Source organism: Culturomica massiliensis (assembly GCF_900091655.1).
Lineage (GTDB): Bacteria > Bacteroidota > Bacteroidia > Bacteroidales > Marinifilaceae > Culturomica > Culturomica massiliensis.
In genome coordinates this window covers 87,148-108,385 of record NZ_LT594620.1, presented here as the reverse complement: position 1 = coordinate 108,385, position 21,238 = coordinate 87,148, and the positions used below count along the sequence as shown (strand labels likewise).

The 21,238-nt window shown below is 40.8% G+C and carries 17 protein-coding genes, 2 tRNA genes and 1 other RNA gene; 10 read left to right on the top strand and 10 right to left on the bottom strand.

Features of this window, described 5'->3' with window-relative positions:
* Positions 1–165: 165 nt before the first annotated feature.
* A complete protein-coding gene (locus BN8908_RS00865; RefSeq protein ID WP_074042450.1) occupies positions 166–906 on the top strand; it encodes a toll/interleukin-1 receptor domain-containing protein in 741 nt (246 codons plus the stop codon).
* Here the strand turns inward: BN8908_RS00865 and BN8908_RS00860 are convergent.
* Positions 878–2,245, bottom strand: a complete 1,368-nt coding sequence (locus BN8908_RS00860; protein WP_068688431.1) for an SIR2 family protein — start codon at positions 2,243–2,245, stop codon at positions 878–880. The genes BN8908_RS00865 and BN8908_RS00860 overlap by 29 nt on opposite strands.
* A 978-nt stretch (positions 2,246–3,223) precedes the next feature.
* Between BN8908_RS00860 and BN8908_RS00850 the strand changes: the two genes are divergently transcribed.
* The 5 genes from BN8908_RS00850 (at position 3,224) to BN8908_RS18060 (ending at position 8,448) form a co-directional block, all read left to right on the top strand.
* Positions 3,224–3,958: a lipoate--protein ligase family protein gene (locus tag BN8908_RS00850; protein ID WP_068688426.1), complete on the top strand. Its 735-nt coding sequence runs from the start codon at positions 3,224–3,226 to the stop codon at positions 3,956–3,958.
* 108 nt (positions 3,959–4,066) lie between these two features.
* Positions 4,067–5,383 (top strand): dihydrolipoamide acetyltransferase family protein, encoded by a 1,317-nt coding sequence (locus BN8908_RS00845; RefSeq protein ID WP_068688424.1) that lies wholly within the window; start codon positions 4,067–4,069, stop codon positions 5,381–5,383.
* Between the two features lie 23 nt (positions 5,384–5,406).
* A complete protein-coding gene (locus BN8908_RS00840; RefSeq protein ID WP_068688422.1) occupies positions 5,407–7,440 on the top strand; it encodes an alpha-ketoacid dehydrogenase subunit alpha/beta in 2,034 nt (677 codons plus the stop codon).
* A gap of 20 nt (positions 7,441–7,460) precedes the next feature.
* Positions 7,461–7,964: a flavodoxin gene (locus BN8908_RS00835; protein WP_068688421.1), complete on the top strand. Its 504-nt coding sequence runs from the start codon at positions 7,461–7,463 to the stop codon at positions 7,962–7,964.
* A gap of 97 nt (positions 7,965–8,061) precedes the next feature.
* Positions 8,062–8,448, top strand: a complete 387-nt coding sequence (locus BN8908_RS18060) for a thiol-disulfide oxidoreductase DCC family protein (RefSeq protein ID WP_074042449.1) — start codon at positions 8,062–8,064, stop codon at positions 8,446–8,448.
* A 10-nt stretch (positions 8,449–8,458) separates the two neighbouring features.
* Here the strand turns inward: BN8908_RS18060 and BN8908_RS00830 are convergent, their stop codons facing one another.
* From BN8908_RS00830 to ffs, 4 genes are all read right to left on the bottom strand, one after another.
* Positions 8,459–9,748: a hemolysin family protein gene (locus BN8908_RS00830; protein WP_068688419.1), complete on the bottom strand. Its 1,290-nt coding sequence runs from the start codon at positions 9,746–9,748 to the stop codon at positions 8,459–8,461.
* A 487-nt stretch (positions 9,749–10,235) separates the two neighbouring features.
* Positions 10,236–10,307 (bottom strand) — tRNA-Thr (locus BN8908_RS00825).
* 149 nt (positions 10,308–10,456) lie between these two features.
* A tRNA-Thr gene (locus BN8908_RS00820) sits at positions 10,457–10,530 on the bottom strand.
* Between the two features lie 7 nt (positions 10,531–10,537).
* An RNA gene (gene ffs, locus BN8908_RS00815) (signal recognition particle sRNA small type) lies at positions 10,538–10,631 on the bottom strand.
* Between the two features lie 200 nt (positions 10,632–10,831).
* Between ffs and BN8908_RS00810 the strand changes: the two genes are divergently transcribed.
* Complete coding sequence (locus BN8908_RS00810; RefSeq protein ID WP_021987029.1) at positions 10,832–11,428, top strand: hypothetical protein; 597 nt, start codon at positions 10,832–10,834, stop codon at positions 11,426–11,428.
* Positions 11,429–11,513: 85 nt separating this feature from the next.
* Positions 11,514–12,563 (top strand): hybrid sensor histidine kinase/response regulator, encoded by a 1,050-nt coding sequence (locus BN8908_RS00805; RefSeq protein WP_235837399.1) that lies wholly within the window; start codon positions 11,514–11,516, stop codon positions 12,561–12,563.
* Here the strand turns inward: BN8908_RS00805 and BN8908_RS00800 are convergent.
* Both BN8908_RS00800 and BN8908_RS00795 read right to left on the bottom strand, forming a co-directional pair.
* Entirely contained in the window at positions 12,546–13,130 is a 585-nt protein-coding gene (locus tag BN8908_RS00800) for a 3'-5' exonuclease (protein WP_021987027.1), read from the bottom strand. The two genes, BN8908_RS00805 and BN8908_RS00800, sit on opposite strands and share 18 nt — an antisense overlap.
* A gap of 3 nt (positions 13,131–13,133) precedes the next feature.
* Positions 13,134–13,673 carry a DUF5063 domain-containing protein gene (locus BN8908_RS00795; protein ID WP_021987026.1) on the bottom strand — a complete coding sequence of 180 codons (540 nt, stop codon included), beginning with the start codon at positions 13,671–13,673 and terminating at the stop codon, positions 13,134–13,136.
* Positions 13,674–13,949: 276 nt separating this feature from the next.
* Between BN8908_RS00795 and BN8908_RS00790 the strand changes: the two genes are divergently transcribed.
* Positions 13,950–15,197: a DEAD/DEAH box helicase gene (locus BN8908_RS00790; RefSeq protein ID WP_021987025.1), complete on the top strand. Its 1,248-nt coding sequence runs from the start codon at positions 13,950–13,952 to the stop codon at positions 15,195–15,197.
* Between the two features lie 74 nt (positions 15,198–15,271).
* Here the strand turns inward: BN8908_RS00790 and BN8908_RS00785 are convergent, their stop codons facing one another.
* The 3 genes from BN8908_RS00785 to BN8908_RS00775 form a co-directional block, all read right to left on the bottom strand.
* A complete protein-coding gene (locus BN8908_RS00785) occupies positions 15,272–15,751 on the bottom strand; it encodes a low molecular weight protein-tyrosine-phosphatase (RefSeq protein WP_021987024.1) in 480 nt (159 codons plus the stop codon).
* Between the two features lie 9 nt (positions 15,752–15,760).
* Entirely contained in the window at positions 15,761–16,711 is a 951-nt protein-coding gene (gene ftsY, locus BN8908_RS00780; protein ID WP_068688417.1) for a signal recognition particle-docking protein FtsY, read from the bottom strand.
* A gap of 126 nt (positions 16,712–16,837) precedes the next feature.
* Positions 16,838–17,125, bottom strand: coding sequence for a nitrous oxide-stimulated promoter family protein (locus BN8908_RS00775; RefSeq protein ID WP_074042448.1), 288 nt, complete (start codon positions 17,123–17,125; stop codon positions 16,838–16,840).
* Between the two features lie 171 nt (positions 17,126–17,296).
* On the opposite strand from BN8908_RS00775, the gene BN8908_RS00770 reads away from it, so the two are divergent.
* Positions 17,297–21,160: a TIM-barrel domain-containing protein gene (locus BN8908_RS00770; protein ID WP_068688415.1), complete on the top strand. Its 3,864-nt coding sequence runs from the start codon at positions 17,297–17,299 to the stop codon at positions 21,158–21,160.
* The last annotated feature ends 78 nt before the right edge of the window (positions 21,161–21,238 follow it).

Genomic DNA, 21,238 nt, shown 5'->3' with positions numbered 1-21,238 from the left:
CAAACACCTGTTCCAAAACGATCTTTCAATACTTTCCCGTATCGGATAAAGATATTATAACAGCCCTTTCAGCAAACTCGGGACAACCAAGTCAAGCAAAATACATATAAAGAAAAGTTTTCAATTAGTCAGGAACAGTTGATAACTATTTATTATCCTTGACCTATGATTTTTCTTTGTTTCTCAAGTAAGGATAGATATACTATTGTAGAATCAATAATGTATCATCTTAAAAACTATGGTTTATCGGTTTGGTACGATTATCATAAGTTAATTCTTGGAGACGACAGAGACTACCGAAACTTAATCGAAGGCATTGAGCAAAACAATTATGCAATAGTGCTATTAACTGAAAATGTTTTTGATTGTGTCTGTGCAAATGACGAATTAAATGTCATTCACCGGCAATATATTAATGGGCGAATACATGTGTTCCCAATTTTTTATAAAATTACAGCTTTGGAATTGCCTTTAAACTACCAATGGCTATGTAAACTTATTTATAATGAAGTCGATGACAAAACAGGAACTTTAATGACATGTAATCAAATTATATTAAAATACTTATTAGATAAAAATGCGTTATATGAAACAAAAGTATTGACAGATTATATAAAAATACCTGTCCAGGATACCTATATAAAAGAAATGATATCAATTTATTTCGAGGTCGATTATGACAATATAAATGTTCGAATGGCCATATTATACTCTATCTTTAAATATCTAACTTGTAAATATGATTCATTTCAATACCCTCATTATTGTTTACGGACTTTCAAAAGACTTTATGAATTAACCAAATTGAAAATTCAAATAGATTTTAAAGAATTATCAATATTAGAAAATTCTCTGTTATTAATGCTCAATACAATAGCTAATCAATATTTTGAAGAATGTCAATAATTATTTCTGCTATTATTTCAGGGTCTTTATTTGTTTTTAATTGATCGATATATCTTTCTAAATAAGGATATAGCGTAATATTGTCTTTTACTTCCTGCCATATTATTTCACTTTGATAACCGGTACTCCCAATAGGAATGATTACTTTTTTCTTAGACTTTGCTATTTCAAATTCTTCTTTTACTCCTATAGAATATTTTAAATCTACACTTTTTCCGAAGATAAAGATAACGGAACTTGAATCTTCTATAAGCATATTTCTGTGTCTGAATTTATCTTCAGAAGGCATTAATTCCTGAAAAGGTCTCATAATCAAATAGCGTTCAATATTGAAAATATTATTGGTCAGCATGTACTGCATCGCATGTCCCGCAAGATAATTTTCAATTTTTCTTCCCATTCCGGTTATAATTCTATAACCAGATGACAATATTTTATTTGATAATTCTTTGCATAATCTGTCTGCAAATTGATTTTCTTCTTCAGGCAAGACGTCGAATGAACCAGAAATAAAAACTTTCTTTAAAGTGACTCTTCTATTCAATTCTCTCAATATTGTATGAATATCGGAATATTCATCAATTAAAAGTGTTTTAATATGATATCTTTGTTCAAGATCTTTTATAAAATAAAAAAAATACGGATTATCTGGTTCATTTTTGATTATTGTATAATGATATCCCATACTATTTCCCAAACAATCATGTATTTTTTTTATGCAATTTAATACCAGAGAGTCGGTAAAGCTATAACCTAAAAATAGAAATGTATCTGAAACCAAAGCCTTTTTTAAAAAGGTAATCATTAACTCACGAGTTTTTTCATGTCCTTCAATATCGTCCTGGGTAATAACTATATTTTGTAAATCACTTATATCTCCATTAAGTTTGAATACATTGACAATATTATCATTAATATGAGTCAAATCATAATTAGAATGAATGGTTTTTGATCGAATGTGTCTTTTCTCTAAATTTTTTTCTATAACCTTATCGAAATTAGTCGTCCATATCTGTTTGAATTTACTTTCAATCAATATTTCTATTATCTCACTTTTATATTCAAGACGATCGATATTCTCTGAAATTACATCAGATAAGGCTGGTGCTCCAAATTCATTTACATAGTATTGGGCTAATTTAAATAAATCAATATCTTTTATATTTGAAAGCTTTAGTTGTTTGAGACAAGGAGCTAAAAGATTCTGCCATGCTGGATAACCTGCTTCTATTGATATACCAGCTCCAACAAAAAGTGAAAGATTTTCATCTAAAAGCTTTTTTGAAAGGATAGATAAGAACTGTTCTTTAGATATATTTTGAGATAATGATAGATGCATAATAAATAGTTATCAGTTATTCAAATTTCATTACTTAGTATGTGTACTTTTACTTGAACTCAAGTAAAGAAAAAGATAGTTATTATTTCCTTTACCGATTGTCAATCAACGAGCAAGTGACGTAAATACAATATATATACTTAAATACAACACCTTCAAATTACAGAATAATTCTTTTTTAGAATACGATTAAAATATAAACCCAAATTAGATTTCGCATAATAAAATTTATATTTGCATAAGCTATCATGCAACAAAATAACTCAACATCTGAATACAACTTCTGTAAATCCGGGGAAACTTTGTATAACACTTAATACGCTTGATTCAAGATAACAATAGATATACATACTTCTCTACATCCTATTAAGCAAATATATAATTTGTTTTTCAAATTTACATAAATAATTCTCCAATATTCAAAACAGTAACAAACATTTTCACTTCATCACAGAAAAATAAGTATAAATAATACAAAACATCTGATTTAACCTAGAATCTGATATTATTCAAAACGTACAATATTTGTAATCTAACGTTACAAACAAAACTGATAAATTATCCGCCAATGTTTCAAAAAGACGGCAGAAATATATAAGGATAACTATAAATGCTCAATAAGTTTATAATTACACAAGCACCAGGTAATCGTATTGAAGAAGAATTACCGGAAGGCCGGTATACTATATATTACTGGGATTGGCAAAAATAAATTTCCGGGGCTCTGAAAACCTGAAAAATCTTCTCTCTTCCGGTATTCCCCATTCACGCATAAATTTGAAATTTACAACCGAAATCAATTTCATATTTCTTGTAGCAGAAGTAATCATCTGTAAAGCGTTTTTCAATAGAAAAACGACCATTTTATGACACGATCAACAAAAAGGCTTTTTAGAAACAGCAACCCAAGCGGATAATATCCGTAAACACAATTACACTTTTATTTGTTCTTTTTGAATAAATAAGGTACAGAATAATATGAACACATTAATTATAAACAATCCTTTTACGGATATTTATTTCAACCTGGCAGCCGAAGAATTTCTGTTGAAAAACCGGCCGGAGAATATCCTTATGTTGTGGCAGAATACTCCGTCCGTCGTTCTCGGTAAACACCAACGGGTAGAAACCGAAATCAACCTGACTTACGTAAAGGATAAACAAATCCGGATAGCCCGGCGATATTCGGGCGGTGGTACGGTTTACCACGATCTGGGCAATCTCAATCTGACATTTATCGAAAATACAAACGTTCCGGACTTTGAAAAATACACCCGAAAGACACTCGAATTTCTGAATTCAATCGGAGTACAAGCTCAAAAAGACACCCGGCTGGGCATAAATATCGGACACTTAAAAATTTCCGGAAGTGCCCAGTGCATCTACAAAACAAGGTGTATGTATCATTGTACCCTACTCTATGACACGAATCTGACAGCCCTGACAGCCTCACTTGCTGTTTCCCGAATCTTACCGGCACCGAAAACCGGATACTCCGTCGCCTCTGTAAAAAGTCCGGTAACCAATATCAGTAAATATTTGCAGTATCCCCCAGACACCGACGACTTTAAAAACCAAGTCCTCGCGTTTTTCCTCAATACAATGCCTCAAAAACAGATTTACAATCTGAATCCCGATGAAATCAATCGGGTCGAACAACTCAAAAACGAAAAATACGCTACCACACAGTGGATTTTCGGTAAAGATTTCTAGGTAATTTATACCCGAACATTCAGGAACGGAAATTCGTTTAACAATAGTCATCAATTCCTAGTTATACTGAATTGATGTTAAATTATAAACATATAAAGTACCACTACCATGTCAATATTCGAAATAAAAATGCCTAAACTAGGCGAAAGCATCACAGAAGGCACCATTACCTCCTGGTCTGCCAAAGTCGGTGACACCATAAAAGAAGACGATATACTACTCGAAGTCAATACTGCAAAAGTAAGTGCCGAGATTCCGTCGCCCGTATCCGGAAAAATCGTCCAGATATTTTTCCAGACCGGAGACGTCGTCCCCATCGGCAAGGTTATTGCTACCGTCGATACAGACGGAAACGGCACAGATAACACAACCGAAGCTGCACCCCCTGAAAAAACAGAAACATCCGTTCCCGAACCAACGGCCACCACTACGGCTGCTCCGGCAAGTATTCCGGTAACAGCACAGGCCGCCAAATCAGAAACCGAAAGATGGTATTCCCCCATTGTACTTCAAATCGCCCAGGAAGCCAAAATCTCAAATGAAGAATTGGCTCATATCAAAGGTACCGGCTATCAGGGACGGTTAAGTAAAAAAGATATCAATGAATATATCGGACAAAAGAAAAAAAGTATATCTGCTACAACTCCTGTTGCCGGAACAAAAGCAGAAGTCCCGATATCTTCCCCGGCGGCTACTCCTTCTCAACATTCATCTACCCCTGATAATGCGGAAAACGAGATACGCCCTATGGACTACGTGCGCCGTCTGATTGCAGACCACATGGTAATGTCAAAAAACGTATCTCCTCATGTCACCAGCGTAATAGAAGTAGACGTTACAAAACTGGTACAATGGCGGAACAAGAACAAAGATGCCTTTTTCCGCCGCGAAGGTGTTAAACTGACATTTATGCCGGTCATAGCCGAAGCTTCAGCCAAAGCTCTGGCTGAATATCCACTGGTGAATTCTTCAGTAGACGGATACAACATCATACTGAAAAAGCACATCCATATCGGTTTCGCCGTTTCGCTTCCGGACGGAAATCTCATCGTACCTGTCGTACACGATGCAGACCACTCCAATCTGAACGGTCTGGCCGTAGCTATGGATACCTTGGCCCTAAAAGCACGGGACAACAAACTACTCCCCGAAGACATTGCCGGAGGTACTTTTACGATCACCAATTTCGGCACCTTCAAAAGCCTTTTCGGTACGCCGATCATCAATCAGCCCCAGGTTGCCATACTGGGAGTCGGTTACATCGAAAAGAAACCCGCCGTCATCGAAACACCGGAGGGTGATGCCATTGCCATCAGACACAAAATGTACCTGTCATTATCTTATGACCACCGTGTGATAGACGGTGCCCTCGGCGGACAATTTTTACGCAGGGTAGGCGATATTCTGGAAAACTGGCAAAGTTAACTTAACCTTTTAGTACAACAAAAATGAAAAAATACGACATAAAAAACACAGATAAGGAAACCCTGAAAAAATGGTTTTACCTTATGACTTTAGGCCGTGCTCTCGACGAAAAGGCTCCGGTCTATTTGCTGCAATCCCTGGGCTGGTCGTTCCACGCCCCCTATGCCGGACACGATGGCATCCAACTGGCCATCGGTCAGGTATTTAAAAAAGAAGAAGATTTTTTGTTTCCCTATTACCGGGATATGCTCACCGCCCTTTCAGCAGGCATTACGGCAGAAGAAATCATATTGAACGGCATTTCCAAAGCCACGGACCCCGGGAGCGGCGGCCGTCACATGTCCAACCATTTCGCCAAACCGGAATGGCACATTGAAAACGTTTCTTCCGCCACGGGCACCCACGACCTGCACGCCGTCGGAGTCGCCAGAGCTATGGTATATTACGGACACAAGGGGGTAGCCATCACCTCTCACGGGGAATCGTCTACTTCCGAAGGTTTCGTTTATGAAGCCATCAACGGTGCCAGTACAGAGTGTCTGCCTGTTATTTTCGTCATACAGGACAACGGATACGGCATATCCGTACCCAAGAACGAACAAACCGCCAACCGCAAAGTCGCAGATAATTTTTCAGGATTTAAGAATCTTAAAATCATTCACTGTAACGGTAAAGACGTTTTCGATTCGATGAATGCCATGACGGCAGCCCGGGAACATGCCATCAACACCCGTAATCCGGTTATTGTACAAGCCAATTGCATACGGATCGGCTCTCATTCCAACTCAGACAAGCATACCCTTTATCGGGATGAAAACGAATTGGCCTATGTGAAAGCTGCCGACCCGCTGTACAAATTCCGCAGAATGCTGCTTCGCTACAAACGGTTTACAGAAGCAGAGTTACTGCAAATTGAAGAAGAGGCAAAAAAAGAACAAAATGCCGCTCACCGCAAAGCTTTGGCAGCCCCCGATCCGACGGCCGACAGTATATTGAAATTTGTTCTGCCCGAACCCTATCAGCCTCAGAAATACAAAGAAGGTATCCAAAACCAGCCAGGAGAAAAGCAAACCATGGTAACCGCCTTAAACGAAACTCTGAAAGCCGAGTTCCGCCATAACCCGGACACCTTTATCTGGGGACAGGACGTAGCAAACAAAGAAAAAGGAGGCGTCTTTAATGTTACGAAAGGTATGCAGCAGGAATTCGGGGAAACACGGGTATTCAGCGCTCCGATTGCTGAGGATTATATCGTCGGAACAGCCGACGGGATGTGCCGCTTCGACCCGAAAATACATGTCGTCATCGAAGGTGCCGAATTTGCAGACTATTTCTGGCCCGCCGTCGAACAATATGTAGAATGTACCCACGAATATTGGCGGAGCAACGGAAAATTCACACCCAATATTACGCTACGTCTGGCTTCCGGAGGATATATCGGAGGCGGATTGTATCATTCACAAAACATCGAAGGCGCCTTGACCACACTGCCCGGAGCACGTATTGTATGCCCGTCTTTTGCTGACGATGCTGCCGGGTTACTACGTACCAGTATGCGCTCCAAAGGCGTTACCCTGTTTCTGGAACCCAAAGCCCTGTACAACTCCGTTGAGGCAGCCAGCGTTGTGCCCGACGATTTTGAGGTACCTTTCGGTAAAGCACGTATCCGCAGAGAAGGCAGCGATCTGAGTATCATCACTTACGGAAACACCACCCATCTTTGCCTGAAGGCAGCCGATCGTCTGGCAAAAGAAAACGGATGGAATGTTGAAGTCGTCGATATCCGTTCCCTGATCCCGCTGGATAAAGAAACAATATTCGCTTCCGTACAAAAAACAAGTAAAGTACTGGTTGTACATGAAGATAAGGTTTTTTCCGGCTTCGGAGCAGAACTGGCAGCCACGATAGGTACTGAAATGTTCCGTTATCTGGACGCTCCCATACAAAGAGTCGGTTCGACCTTTACTCCGGTAGGTTTCAACCCGATACTGGAACATGCCATTCTTCCCAGCGAAGATAAAATTTTCAAGGCAGCCAAAGAACTGCTCGAATATTAACAACAGATAGAAACAACACCATGAAAAAAATAGGCTTATTTTATAAGACAGACAGCTCCAAAACAGCTCTCGTTGCTCAAAAAATCCAGCAGGAATTCGGAAAAGGCATCGACATTATTCACATCGAAAAAGCCTGGAAAAAGGAATTTGAAAGCTACGATAATATTATCGCAGGTACTTCCACCTGGTTTGACGGAGAATTGCCGACCTATTGGGACGAACTGATCCCCGAACTGGAAACATTGAACCTGCAAAATAAAAAAGTCGCTATATTCGGTTTGGGAGACCAGGTTAACTACCCCGACAACTTTGTCGACGGTATCGGCATTCTCGCCGAAGCAATGGAAAAAGCCGGAGCCACAGTAATCGGCTATACATCCCCCGCCGACTATCAATTCAACCGGTCACTGGCACTGAAAGACAACCGGCTGTCAGGACTTGCCATAGATATCGAAAATCAATCCGATAAAACGGAAAAGCGTATCAAGGCATGGGTCAAGCAACTGAAACAAGAATTTGAGTAACACCCGAAAACGTCCTCCGATAAAACGCTTCCTAAAATCAAATGCTGTTTCCGGAGTCGTTTTTCTACGGAGGACGTTTTTTCTACTTATGTCATATATGCAAACAATATTATTCGACGGATATTGTAATCTATGCAGCTCCTCGGTCAGATTCATCCGACGCAGAAACTCTGCTGCATCCTTCCATTTCATCCCATTGCAATCAGATGCCGGACAACGTCTGCTCCAAAAAAACGGAATCAATATCAAAGACAACAGTACTGTCGTCTATATCAAGGATAACCGCTATTTTCTACGATCGAGTGCCCTTTTGCATATATGCAAAGACCTTGGAAAAGGCTGGCAATTAATTTACTATAGCCTGGTACCGATCCCTACGTTTATCCGCGACCCCGTTTACACCCTGCTGGCCCGTTTACGATACCGGATATGGGGCCGACGCAACCGTTGTTTCCTACCACCTCCATCATCCCGACCGGAATAGTAAGTATTGATTATTTTTCCATTTCACTACAGGTAAGGACAACCAGTATTTTATCGATACGTGCCCCATCCATATCCATAATTTCGAACTTAAAATCTTTCCATTCTACACATTCTCCGCTTTGCGGAATATGTTCCAGCAGTTTCAGCACCAATCCGCCCACAGTATTAAAATCGTTATCACTGGAATACAGGTATTCTTTTTCAAAATAAGATAAAAAGTCGTACAAAGTGCATTGTCCGTCCACCAGCCAACCTTCATTATCTTTCCGCTTGATGATATCCGGTTCGCTGTATACATCTTCAATCGTTCCGACTAAACCTTCCAGAATGTCTTTCAAAGTAATAATTCCCTGACAAGTGCCGAATTCATCACAAATCAATGCCTGACTGACGCGCTGTTCCTTCATCCGCCCGAGTACTTTATAGACATTCATACTTTCATGAAAATAAGTGGCAGGACTCAAAACCTGACCAATATCAAAATCCTCTTTATCAAAGCAAAATACAAGATCTTTCAAGGTAACAATCCCTTTGACATTATCGAAATTATGGTCAATCACCGGATAAACCTCATATAAATTTTGTTCCAATACCTCCCGGATCTGGGTGTTACTCATATTTATATCCAGAGCGACTACGTCCGAACGATGCGTCATCAGGGAACTGACCTTCAAATCCCCCAGCATAAATACCCGTTCGACAATATCCTGCTCAACTTCCTGTACAGCCCCGTCTTTTGTACCTTCCTGAATGATAGACCGGATTTCTTCCTCAGTTACTTTTCCCGAATCGGATTTAAGGCCCAACAGATTAAAAACAAAAGCCGTACTTTTTGCCAGCAACCAGACAAAAGGAGAAGCAACCAATGCTAACAGATACATCGGACGGGCTACAACCTTAGCAGCCCTTTCCGCTACACTCATTCCGATCCGCTTAGGAACAAGCTCTCCGAAAATTAAGGTAAAATAAGTCACTAACGCCACAATAACAGTCTGGGCTAACGGACGTGATACTGAAGCAGAAACACCCCATCCCATTAAAACTTCAGAGAAATCATCAGCCAACACGCTCCCCGAATATATACCGGTCAAAATACCGATAATGGTGATTCCGATCTGTATCGTTGATAAAAACTTATCCGGTTCGTTTACAAGCTTCAGAACCACCCGGGCCGATTTACTCCCTTTCTTTATTTCATTAGACAAATGGGATTTTCTTACGGAAATCAATGCAATTTCAGACATAGCCAAAACCCCGTTCAATACAATCAAAATTATAATTACAATTAACTCGTTCATCGTTTATTCAAAATTATCAATCCGCTATTTTAAATACATTCACATAAAACCTATATTACACAAAAGGAACAACAATCATTCCCAATGAATAACAGAGTTAAATCCGCAAAAACAAAACCAGCAGAAAGAGAGCAGTATGAAACAATACCGTCCTTTTATAGAAAAACCTTGATATACCTCCCTTACAGGCAGATATATCAAGGCAAATTATATGATCATCTAAATCTTCGAAGACAAATTAAACAATGGTTTACAGATACAAATATAGTAATGATACCTCTATCATACAATAGAGTATGCTCTCACTCTACTATTAAATTTAGTAAAAATCACTTAAAAAGATCGACAAAAAAAATCCCATTTATAAAATAAATCCGGTATATTCAGATTGATATACAGACACCGGATTTTGAAAAGGTCCGATTTTCCCCGCCTGAATAATACCGAAACGGGATAACAAAAAAGTCACCATTACTGGTGACCTGCGAGCTGTTAGTGAGATTTGAACTCACGACCTCTTCCTTACCAAGGAAGTGCTCTACCCCTGAGCTATAACAGCAAAATCAAAAGAACTGTTTCATCATCTGCCGGATTTTACATCCGTTTCTGATCTCCAAGCTTCTTGCCGGATAAGCTCCGCCAATTCGACAAATGCTTCTTAAACTTCTTAGCAGATAGACTTCGCCGATCCGCCAACATTTTCTTTTGAGCCTCTTGTCGGATTCGAACCAACGACCCCGAGATTACAAATCACGTGCTCTGGCCAACTGAGCTAAAGAGGCAGGTGGGTAAGCGAACTATGTCGCACCGCTACGACCATCTACCCTTGCTGCCTTCCGACCCTGGGGGGATTCGACAGGAGCTGGTCGCATAGGACTTACCCGGGCACAAAAGTAGTAAATTCCGGTTACCTACCAAAATTTTTTTCTTTTTTTTCTTACTACGATTAGCATTTCTTATACAACTCAATATTATTCAATTCCTTAAACGTTAAAAAAGAAATTACATGCAACCTCTTTTACTTATTTTTGGTATAAACAGTATAATTTATAAAAAACAAAAAGAAATTTAATCTAATATACTATGTACAACCTTTGGAATAATGAAGCGAACAATTACGATAGTAACAGTCGTTTCTTAGCCCGTTTAAATATAACACTGGCTTCTCACAATTGCAGTCCCGACAGCATGAAAAAAGTATTGGCAACAATTGCCAATCACTACGGTTATGACAGAATAGATATCATCACCATTCATCCAGACCGCACCTTTTCCGTTCCCTATGAATGGTGCCAAAAAACAGTTACTCCCCTGAAGAACAATACGAAAACATCCTGCTTTTATGCAAAAGAACTGGAAGATCAATTAAACACACTCGGTTATATCTACATTCAAACGCCGGAAGAAATACATTCTCCGGAATTGAAGGCTTACTTACAAGCTTATAACACGGCAGACCTGCTCATGCTACCCTTGTTTTCCCGCTATCTTTTTTCATTTATCGCCTTTTCGCATTGCAGCACCCCGGTATCGACCGATATAAAAACGATACCGCATCTGGAAATGCTGGCGGATATGATTGCAACGAATATGGAAAAAAACCTTACAATCCAAAAACTTTTCTTCCGGCTTCTTCAAACGGCCAAGATTTCTTCAACCCCTATTTATAACCGATTCTAAACAAACTATGGATATTAGCAGCAAAAAATATGCTTTATCTATCTTCATTCCCACAGTTCCGCTTTTTGAAAGAATAAGCAGAACTGTGGAAAAAGAACAATTCACCGTCATTCCCATCTGCTGCGAGCAAGAATTCGAGAATACCGATGCCGATTTGATATTATTACAATACGAAACACTTGTTCCCGGTCAATGTAATATCATACACCGAATCCGCCAAAACAAATCGACCCGGAATACACCGGTTATATTTATCGCTTCGGCAAACGACAGTAATATCATCGGCGAATGCCTCAATTTCGAATCCACTGATTTCGTCACTTTACCGTTACGAGAAAAAGAGCTTATTCTTCGCATCCGGCACCAATTATCGCTAATTGAAGCCCAACGGACCATTAAGCAACAAAACGAACAACTCCAACAAACACTGCAAGCCAGAGATAAACTGTATTCTGTCATTGCACATGACCTGCGTTCGCCGATCGGAACAATAAAAATGATCAATGCAGCCATCGAGACTGAAAAGGAAAAGATTACCAATCCCAGCATCCGGAAAAAATTCGAAATGATCAATGAAACAACGGAAGAAGCCTATAACTTACTGGAAAATCTATTACGCTGGACACGTAACCGGCATGGAAAAACAAAGGTCATTCCGACTCTATTCGACCTTTCTATAGCAACGCGTCAGGTACTGTCACTTTTCACCACCATTGCAAAAGCCAAAAATATCCGGTTAACGAATCAGCTTCTCCATTCCTTACCGGTATATGCGGATGAGGATATGATCAAAACAGTACTTCGGAATCTGATATCCAATGCTATAAAATTCACTTATCCGGATGGTAATATCGAATTGTATTCGACTGTCGAAAAAGATTATGTAACCATTGCCATCAAAGACAACGGGCAAGGTATCAAAAAAGAAGATCAAAAATATCTACTACAGGAAAATCATTCGGTCAGTACTTATGGAACACGCAACGAGAAAGGCAGTGGCCTGGGCCTGATCTTAAGCCAGGAATTCATCAAATTAAACAACGGAAAGCTTTATTTTACCTCGGCAGAAGGACAAGGAACGACATTCTACTTCGCTCTCCCCAAAGCAAAACCGCAATCACCCATGACACAATAACTCGTCATACATCCGCAGTGCTCCCCACGCATCCGTAGCGGCATATTTTACCTGCTGGGGAGTCAATTGAAGTGCTTCCCAATTGGTTACCCGTTGCCGTTTCGAAATCTTTACCCGGAAAATAATAGCCATCAGTTTAGAAAAAGACTTTTCTTTTATGCCATATTTTACGACAAAATCCTGTAAATCCACAAAAGATGCCGGCGTAAAACTTTCCCGCTCTTTCAACATACGCAAATCGTCCCGGATACCTACTCCGATTTTTTTGATACGAACATCGGCTAATAACCGGCGCAACGAAGGCGTAAAACCGAATTTATTCAAACGGAACAAATACACCCGTTCGGCAGCCGCCAATTGCAAAAGGCTGACTGGATATGTCTCTCCTTTATGGAAAGCCGGACGAGTTTCCGTATCAAATCCCAGACAAGAATGAGCCGATAAATAAGCAACGGCCTCATCCACCTCTCCCGCATTCTCAATCACCCGGATTTCTCCGTCAAAGGCAAAAACCGGAAATGTCTCAATTTCTTCCCGGGTAATTGTTTCCTGATATATTGTTTCCATTTTTTATTCTTTTTCTATTCCTTCTTCCACGATCCGATACACAACCTGATGAACAGCCCTCAACACTCCGGCACACGCTCTTCCCCAATACAACTCGAAATTATTATTCAATGTCCACAATGCCTCCCCGATAACCTCCGGAATTCCACATCTATACGATACGATAAAATTTTTCAAGTCCTGATAAATATCACAAACCTTCTCCGCTATAGAATGAATTACCGGAGCTTCACTGTACTGCATATTATCATCGAATACTTCCAGATATTCATCATACTCACCGAATAAACGGTGTAATTCCCCATACAAATAATTGTACTGCTCTTCAGTTACCGAATCTTCGGCCAAACCTTCCTCGTCACAATCACAAGCTGGCATCAAACTACCTTTCAGATAGATCAACGGAATAAATTTCTGAAGCCGGCAAAATACATCCTGACGCTCCATAGAAGGTATTGTCTCCACAAAATCGCAAAACTCTTTTGCTACAGCTACAAATTCAATAACTTCTTTACTATAACCGACATGCTGAAAATCTTCCATAATATTTCACTTTATCTTGCCCCGATTCCGTTTTCTTTTGGAACGGCAAAGTTACAAAAAAATTAACTTATATCCTTTCTATTGCATAAGAGATAAGGTTTTCAATCTGTTAAACTCCGCAAATGTTTCTGTAAATTATTGCAACATAGTCCATTTTCCTGATCTATATCAAATCAACCGAAAAAATGAGACCATTGTATCCTCAAATTAAAAATCCCTTCGCAGAAAAATCTTCAAATTATAATTCGTATCTTCGCCCTATAAAACAAAACTAGAATGAGATTTGACGAATTAGGCCTGGATGAAGCTGTTTTGCAAGGATTAGATGCTATGAATTTCCAGGAAACCACTCCCGTACAGGAAAAAACAATCCCCGTAATTTTAGAAGGAAAAGATATTATCGGTTGTGCCCAAACCGGCACCGGAAAAACGGCAGCCTATATTCTGCCGGTATTAAACCGGATGGTTACAGAACCACAATCCGATGAATACATCAAAGCCATTATCATGGCCCCTACCCGCGAATTGGCACAACAAATAGATATGCAGTTCGAAGGTTTTTCATATTTCGTTCCTGTTTCCACTCTGGCTATCTACGGAGGAGGGGACGGCAGTGTCTGGGACCAACAAAAACAGGGCTTGCAAATGGGTGTAGACGTTATCATTGCAACTCCGGGCCGACTGATCACACATTTGGAAATGTACGATATCGACCTTTCGCACGTACGCTATTTTATCCTCGACGAAGCCGACCGAATGCTGGACATGGGATTTTCCGACGATATCATGAGAATCGTCAAAAAACTACCGGCAGAAAGACAAACGATTATGTTTTCGGCTACAATGCCTCCCAAAATTCAGCAATTGGCTAAAACGATTCTGAACGACCCGACCGAAGTCAAAATAGCCGTATCCAAACCCAACGAAGCAATTACACAAGCAGCCTATATTTGCACCGAAATGCAGAAAATGGGACTCATTAAAGAAATGTTCGGGAAACCCGTCAAATCAAAAAGTATTATTTTCTCCTCTTCCAAACAGAAAGTAAAGGAACTCGCATATACCCTGAAACGTATGAAATTCAATGTCGCAGCGATGCATTCCGATCTGGAACAGGCCGAACGTGAAAAAGTAATGCTCGACTTTAAAAACAATAAAATAACCGTATTGGTAGCCACCGATATCGTCGCCCGGGGGATTGACATCGAAGACATCGGTATGGTATTGAATTACGACGTACCACATGATCCCGAAGATTATATTCACCGGATCGGACGTACGGCCAGAGCCAATGCAGAAGGATTAGCCATCACCTTCGTCTCAGAAAAAGAACAGGGAAAATTCCACCGTATAGAACAATTCCTTGAAAAAGAAATCTATAAAATCCCACTTCCTCCCGCTTTAGGAGAAGCGCCCGTTTATAACCCGAAAGCATTCAACGGCGGCAGGAAACCCAATTACAAATCCAAACGTAACGGGAACGGAGGTAAAAAAAGATTCTTCCGGCCCAAAAAACAAGAATAACAAAATTCTGTCTACAGATACATATTAAATAAAATAGCCTGTGTGATTTGCACAGGCTATTTTAATAATATCCATTATACCGTTTTTTCTTTCTTAAGCCTTTCCAACAACCCGTCAACTCCATCTTCCAGCAAATCCAAAACAAACTCAAAACCTCCACTCCCTCCGTAATAAGGATCGGGAACCTCTGTATGAGTATACTTGCGACAAAAATCCGTCATCCTGTATATTTTTTCCCGTTCTTTGTCATCGAGAGCCAAATGCCGTAAATCCGCAATGTTCATGTCATCCATTCCGATAATCATATCGAAAGCCGGAAAATCTGCCGATGCATAAAAATGCCGGGCACGGCTATCCAGCACATACCCTCTCTTAACTGCATGTTGTCTCATCCGCGAATCAGGCAAAGCACCGGAATGTCCACCGTATGTTCCTGCCGAATCAATCACAAATTCTTCCTCCAAACCAGCTTCCTTCACTTTAGCTTTCATAATAGCCTCCGCAGCCGGAGAACGACAGATGTTCCCCAGACAAACAAAAAGAACCTTCTTCACCCTAATTGCTTAATTAAACAAAGAATCTACGAATTCTTCCCGGTTAAACATCTGTAAATCTTCCATTTTTTCACCGATACCGATATATTTCACCGGGATTTTGAACTGATCCGAAATACCGATAACGACTCCCCCCTTCGCCGTGCCGTCCAATTTAGTCACCGCCAAAGCATTCACCTCCGTCGCTAAAGTAAACTGTTTGGCCTGTTCATAGGCATTTTGTCCGGTCGATCCGTCCAACACCAACAGTACTTCATGCGGAGCATCGGGAATTACCTTTTTCATTACATTTTTAATCTTTGTCAACTCGTTCATCAAGTTGATCTTATTGTGCAAGCGACCTGCCGTATCGATAATAACAACATCAGCCTTATCGGCTTTCGCCTTACTCAGCGTATCAAAAGCTACCGAAGCCGGATCCGCCCCCATATTTTGCTTTACAATAGGTACTCCTACCCGCTCAGCCCAAATAACCAACTGATCTACGGCAGCAGCCCGGAACGTATCAGCCGCTCCCAACACAACATGCTTCCCTGCTTCTTTAAACTTATTGGCTAGTTTACCAATCGTGGTTGTCTTTCCAACTCCATTCACTCCTACAACCATAATGACATAAGGTCCACCGCCCGCCGGCAAATCGAAAGCATCCACATCGGCTTTATTATTTTCCTTCAACAAATCGACAATCTCCTCCTTCAACACCTGATTTAACTCATCCACCCCCATATACTTATCCCTTCTGACCCGTTCTTCTATCCGCTCAATAATCCGGACCGTCGTTTCCACACCGACATCTGAAGTAATCAAAACCTCTTCCAAATTATCCAGCACCTCATCATCCACCTTCGATTTACCCACAACGGCCCTGGCCAGCTTCTTAAAAACACTTTCCTTAGTCTTTTCCAGTCCTTTATTCAAACTCTCCTTTTTATCCTTACCGAACAATCCGAACAATCCCATTTTTCCCCATTTAAATATTAACAATCAGGCTTTCTAATCCCTCGAATTCTCTCATAAACAGCCCTTAAAAAAAAACGCTACTAAAATATGAATTTTAAATCAATTTCTAACCATCCCTTTCAAAAATCAAAAAAAATGTTTTATCGCCACCCAAGGATGATAAAGCAACATCCGGGGACCGCTATACCGCATAACCTTCCTGATTTTCTCCCGCATCTCCGGCCTGTAACAATGTATCGTACAATGTTTACAGGATGTTTTACTCTCCCCGAACGGACAAAGTTCCAAACGTTTATGAGCATATTCCAGCAAAACACGACATTCCGGACACAATTCTGCATTTTTTTCCCTTTTGCGGCAATACAGACGGATCATTGTAGCAATAATCTTCTTCTCTTTCTGAATTTTATCCACTTAACAATCAGAATTTAATTGTATCGATAAACAGCAACGACCTTAATAATATTTTTAACGTAATACATTTTGTTTCTAAAAATTTTCACTTACTTTGCATATCAAGATCGTCGAATATTTCGGAGTGCAATATATTCAATTTTTATCACATTTAAATCTTACAGTAAAGTCATGAACAACGTCATTGGTAATTCTACAATAAGGAAAGTTTTTCTGCTTGCCTTCTTATTGCCTCTGATGCTTTCGTCCTCTCCGGTGCAAGCCGCGCAAAAGACCGAAAACGTTGGAGAAGTATCTCAACCCAATCCGGCTATCGTCGGTGCTCAAAAAATCAACCCGACCACCGTCGAAGTCTTGTTATCCGGCAACCGGATGATCACCTTTGACTTTTACGGAGATAACATTTTCCGGATGTTTCAGGATAACACGGGAGGTATCATCCGGGACCCGGAAGCTCAACCGGAAGCACAAATTCTGGTAAGCCGGCCCAGAAAACCATTATCAGAACTAAATTTGCATGAAACGGATCATCTGCTCACAATCTCTACGGGAAAAATCAAAATAGAACTGAATAAAAATACCTCTCTTTTCACTGTAACCAACCTGAAAACCAATTCGGTTGTATTGGAAGAAATTGCTCCTATCCAATTTGAAGCGAAAAAAGTTATTTTGACTTTAAAAGAAAATCCTCAGGAATATTTTTACGGGGGCGGCGTACAAAACGGACGTTTTTCACACAAAGGGAAAGTTATTTCTATTGAAAATCAGAACAGCTGGACAGACGGCGGAGTAGCTTCTCCTACGCCCTATTATTGGTCGACAAACGGCTACGGGGTAATGTGGTATACCTTTAAAAAAGGGAAATATGATTTCGGTGCCAAAGAAAAAGGTATCGTAACCTTATATCACGAAAGTGATTATCTGGATGTATTCTTTATGATCAACGAAGGAGCAATTTCACTGTTGAATGATTTTTACCAATTGACCGGACATCCGGTATTATTACCTAAATTCGGTTTTTATCAAGGCCATCTGAACGCCTACAACCGGGATTACTGGAAAGAAGACGAAAACGGAATTTTATTTGAGGACGGTAAACGGTATAAAGAAAGCCAAAAAGATAACGGCGGTATCAAGGAATCCCTGAACGGAGAAAAAGACAACTATCAATTTTCGGCCCGTGCAGTTATCGACCGCTATAAAAACCATGACATGCCCCTGGGCTGGTTATTGCCCAACGACGGCTACGGAGCCGGTTACGGACAAACTGAAACACTGGACGGGAATATCGAAAACCTGAAACAACTGGGGGATTATGCCCGTGAACACGGCGTCGAAATCGGATTATGGACGCAATCCGACTTACACCCGAAACCGGAAGTCAGCGCCCTGTTACAGAGAGATATTGTAAAAGAGGTGCGGGATGCAGGCGTACGCGTGCTGAAAACCGATGTCGCCTGGGTCGGCGCAGGCTATTCATTCGGATTGAACGGAGTGGCCGACGTCGCCCATATTATGCCTTATTACGGTAACGACAGCCGTCCGTTTATCATTTCCCTGGACGGTTGGGCTGGTACTCAGCGTTATGCCGGTATTTGGTCGGGCGATCAAACCGGAGGCGTATGGGAATACATTCGTTTCCATATCCCGACATACATAGGCTCCGGATTGTCCGGTCAACCGAATATATCTTCCGATATGGACGGTATTTTCGGAGGGAAAAAACCGATTATCAACACCCGTGATTTCCAATGGAAAACGTTCACTCCAATGCAATTAAATATGGACGGTTGGGGTGCCAATGAAAAATATCCTCACGCATTGGGCGAACCGGCAACTTCCATCAACCGCTGGTATTTAAAATTGAAATCGGAATTGATACCGTATACCTACAGCATCGCTAAAGAAGCCGTCGACGGCATGCCGATTGTCCGGGCCATGTTCCTGGAGTACCCAAACACGTATACATTAGGCAAAGCGACCCAATATCAATTTTTATACGGTCCTTACTTCCTGATTGCCCCCATTTATCAGGAAACGCAGGTGGATGAACAAGGAAACGATGTCCGAAACGGCATTTATTTACCGGAAGGCGTATGGATCGATTACTTCACCGGAGAAAAATACGAAGGCAATCGTATCCTCAATAATTTTGCAACTCCGCTTTGGAAATTGCCGGTATTTGTGAAAAACGGAGCCATTATTCCGATGACCAATCCGAATAATAATGTATCGGAAATCAACCGTAATCTCCGCATCTACGAAATCTATCCGTATGGCCATAGTTCATTTACGGAATACGACGACGACGGAGTAAGCGAAGCCTACCGGCTGGGACAGGGAGTAACCACCCGAATCGAGTCGCATGTTGACGCTAAAAACAATGCCACCGTGATCATACATCCCACGCAAGGCAACTTCGAAGGCTTCGTCAAAGAAAAGGCAACGGAATTCAGGATCAATGTCACAGCCAAGCCGAAAAAAATAACGGCAAAAATAGGTAAAGACAAAGTGAAATTGACAGAAGCACGCAATATGGAGGATTTCCTGAAACAAGAAAATGTCTGTTTCTACGATGCAACCCCGGATCTGAACAAATTTGCGACCCCGGGAAGCGAATTTGAAAAAGAAGTAATTACTAAAAATCCACAGCTTCTGGTTAAACTGGAATCCACGGACATCACTGCCAGTCCGACCGTTCTGACCATAGAAGGATTTGTGTTCGAACCGACAGACAATTACAGAATAAATACAGGCTCTTTAAGTGCTCCGTTGGCGCAAATTACAGAGGAAAATACGGAAGCTTACACATTAAAGCCGACCTGGAATAAAATCGCCAATGCTGATTTCTATGAAATCGCATTTAACGACATGCTTTACTCCACGATCCGGGATACCGAATTGCTATTTGAAGATTTAAATGCAGAAACTGCTTATTCTTTTAAAATACGCTCGGTAAATAAAGACGGCTATTCCGACTGGTCGGCATTTGACGCTACCACAAAAGCTAACCCCTTGGAATTTGCCCTCCAGGGAATCTTAGGTGAAACGACTGCCGAAAATCAAGGCGGCCAGGGAATCCAAAAGCTATTTAACTATGACGAAGGCGATGCATGGCACACAAAATGGGGAGAAAAAGCCGTTCCGTTCGATTTGACAATGGATTTACGAACCATCAACCAATTGGACAAATTCCATTACCTGCCGCGGACTGACGGAGGTAACGGAGTACTGCTGAAAGGTTCCGTTTATTACAGTATGGACAAAGAAAACTGGACCGAAGCCGGAACCTTCCAGTGGGAAAGAAACGGAGATACCAAAATTTTCACATTCGCCAATCGCCCGACAGCCCGTTATATTAAAATCTCCGTAACGGAAGGTGTCGGAGGATACGGTTCGGGCAGAGAATTATACGTATTCAAAGTACCGGGAACCGAAAGCTATCGTCCGGGAGACATCAACAACGACCGTCTGATTGACATGAACGATTTCACCTCATATATGAACTATACCGGATTACGCCAGGGTGATGCCGATTTCGAAGGATATGTCAGTAACGGGGATATCAACCGGAACGGCCTGATCGATGCTTACGATATTTCTGTCGTGGCCACCCAACTCAGAGGGGGTGTCGAAAAACAGACAACTGAGAAAGTAAACGGAAATATAAAGCTAAGTACGGCCAAACAGACTTATAATCCGGAGGAAATTATCGAAATACAGGTGAAAGGCTCCGACCTTCGTTCCGTAAATGCGATCAGCTTCGCTCTACCTTACAACCAACAGGATTATGAATTTGTCGGAGTTGGGGTACAGCACATGAAGGGTATGGAAAACCTGACCAACGATCGCCTCCACACCAACGGTATAAAAGCTTTGTATCCGACTTTCGTAAACATCGGTAATAAGGAAATGCTGGAAGGCAACGAAAATCTGTTTATCCTGAAATTCAAGGCCAAGCGGAAACTCAAATTCGACCTGAAAGCCATAGACGGGATACTGGTAGACAAACACCTGAACACCCACAAATTCTGATTTACCCTAAAAAATAATCCCGGAAAATTCCGGGATTATTTTTTATCTCTCAAAGACATTTAAAATTGATATCAACCT

What these genes read in the sequence shown, in the direction of transcription:
- BN8908_RS00865 (WP_074042450.1), top strand. Translation starts at nt 166, where the DNA reads ATGATTTTTCTTTGTTTCTCAAGTAAGGATAGATATACTATTGTAGAA.
- BN8908_RS00860 (WP_068688431.1), bottom strand. Translation starts at nt 2,245, where the DNA reads ATGCATCTATCATTATCTCAAAATATATCTAAAGAACAGTTCTTATCT.
- BN8908_RS00850 (WP_068688426.1), top strand. Translation starts at nt 3,224, where the DNA reads ATGAACACATTAATTATAAACAATCCTTTTACGGATATTTATTTCAAC.
- BN8908_RS00845 (WP_068688424.1), top strand. Translation starts at nt 4,067, where the DNA reads ATGTCAATATTCGAAATAAAAATGCCTAAACTAGGCGAAAGCATCACA.
- BN8908_RS00840 (WP_068688422.1), top strand. Translation starts at nt 5,407, where the DNA reads ATGAAAAAATACGACATAAAAAACACAGATAAGGAAACCCTGAAAAAA.
- BN8908_RS00835 (WP_068688421.1), top strand. Translation starts at nt 7,461, where the DNA reads ATGAAAAAAATAGGCTTATTTTATAAGACAGACAGCTCCAAAACAGCT.
- BN8908_RS18060 (WP_074042449.1), top strand. Translation starts at nt 8,062, where the DNA reads ATGCAAACAATATTATTCGACGGATATTGTAATCTATGCAGCTCCTCG.
- BN8908_RS00830 (WP_068688419.1), bottom strand. Translation starts at nt 9,748, where the DNA reads ATGAACGAGTTAATTGTAATTATAATTTTGATTGTATTGAACGGGGTT.
- BN8908_RS00810 (WP_021987029.1), top strand. Translation starts at nt 10,832, where the DNA reads ATGTACAACCTTTGGAATAATGAAGCGAACAATTACGATAGTAACAGT.
- BN8908_RS00800 (WP_021987027.1), bottom strand. Translation starts at nt 13,130, where the DNA reads ATGGAAACAATATATCAGGAAACAATTACCCGGGAAGAAATTGAGACA.
- BN8908_RS00795 (WP_021987026.1), bottom strand. Translation starts at nt 13,673, where the DNA reads ATGGAAGATTTTCAGCATGTCGGTTATAGTAAAGAAGTTATTGAATTT.
- BN8908_RS00790 (WP_021987025.1), top strand. Translation starts at nt 13,950, where the DNA reads ATGAGATTTGACGAATTAGGCCTGGATGAAGCTGTTTTGCAAGGATTA.
- ftsY (WP_068688417.1), bottom strand. Translation starts at nt 16,711, where the DNA reads ATGGGATTGTTCGGATTGTTCGGTAAGGATAAAAAGGAGAGTTTGAAT.
- BN8908_RS00770 (WP_068688415.1), top strand. Translation starts at nt 17,297, where the DNA reads ATGAACAACGTCATTGGTAATTCTACAATAAGGAAAGTTTTTCTGCTT.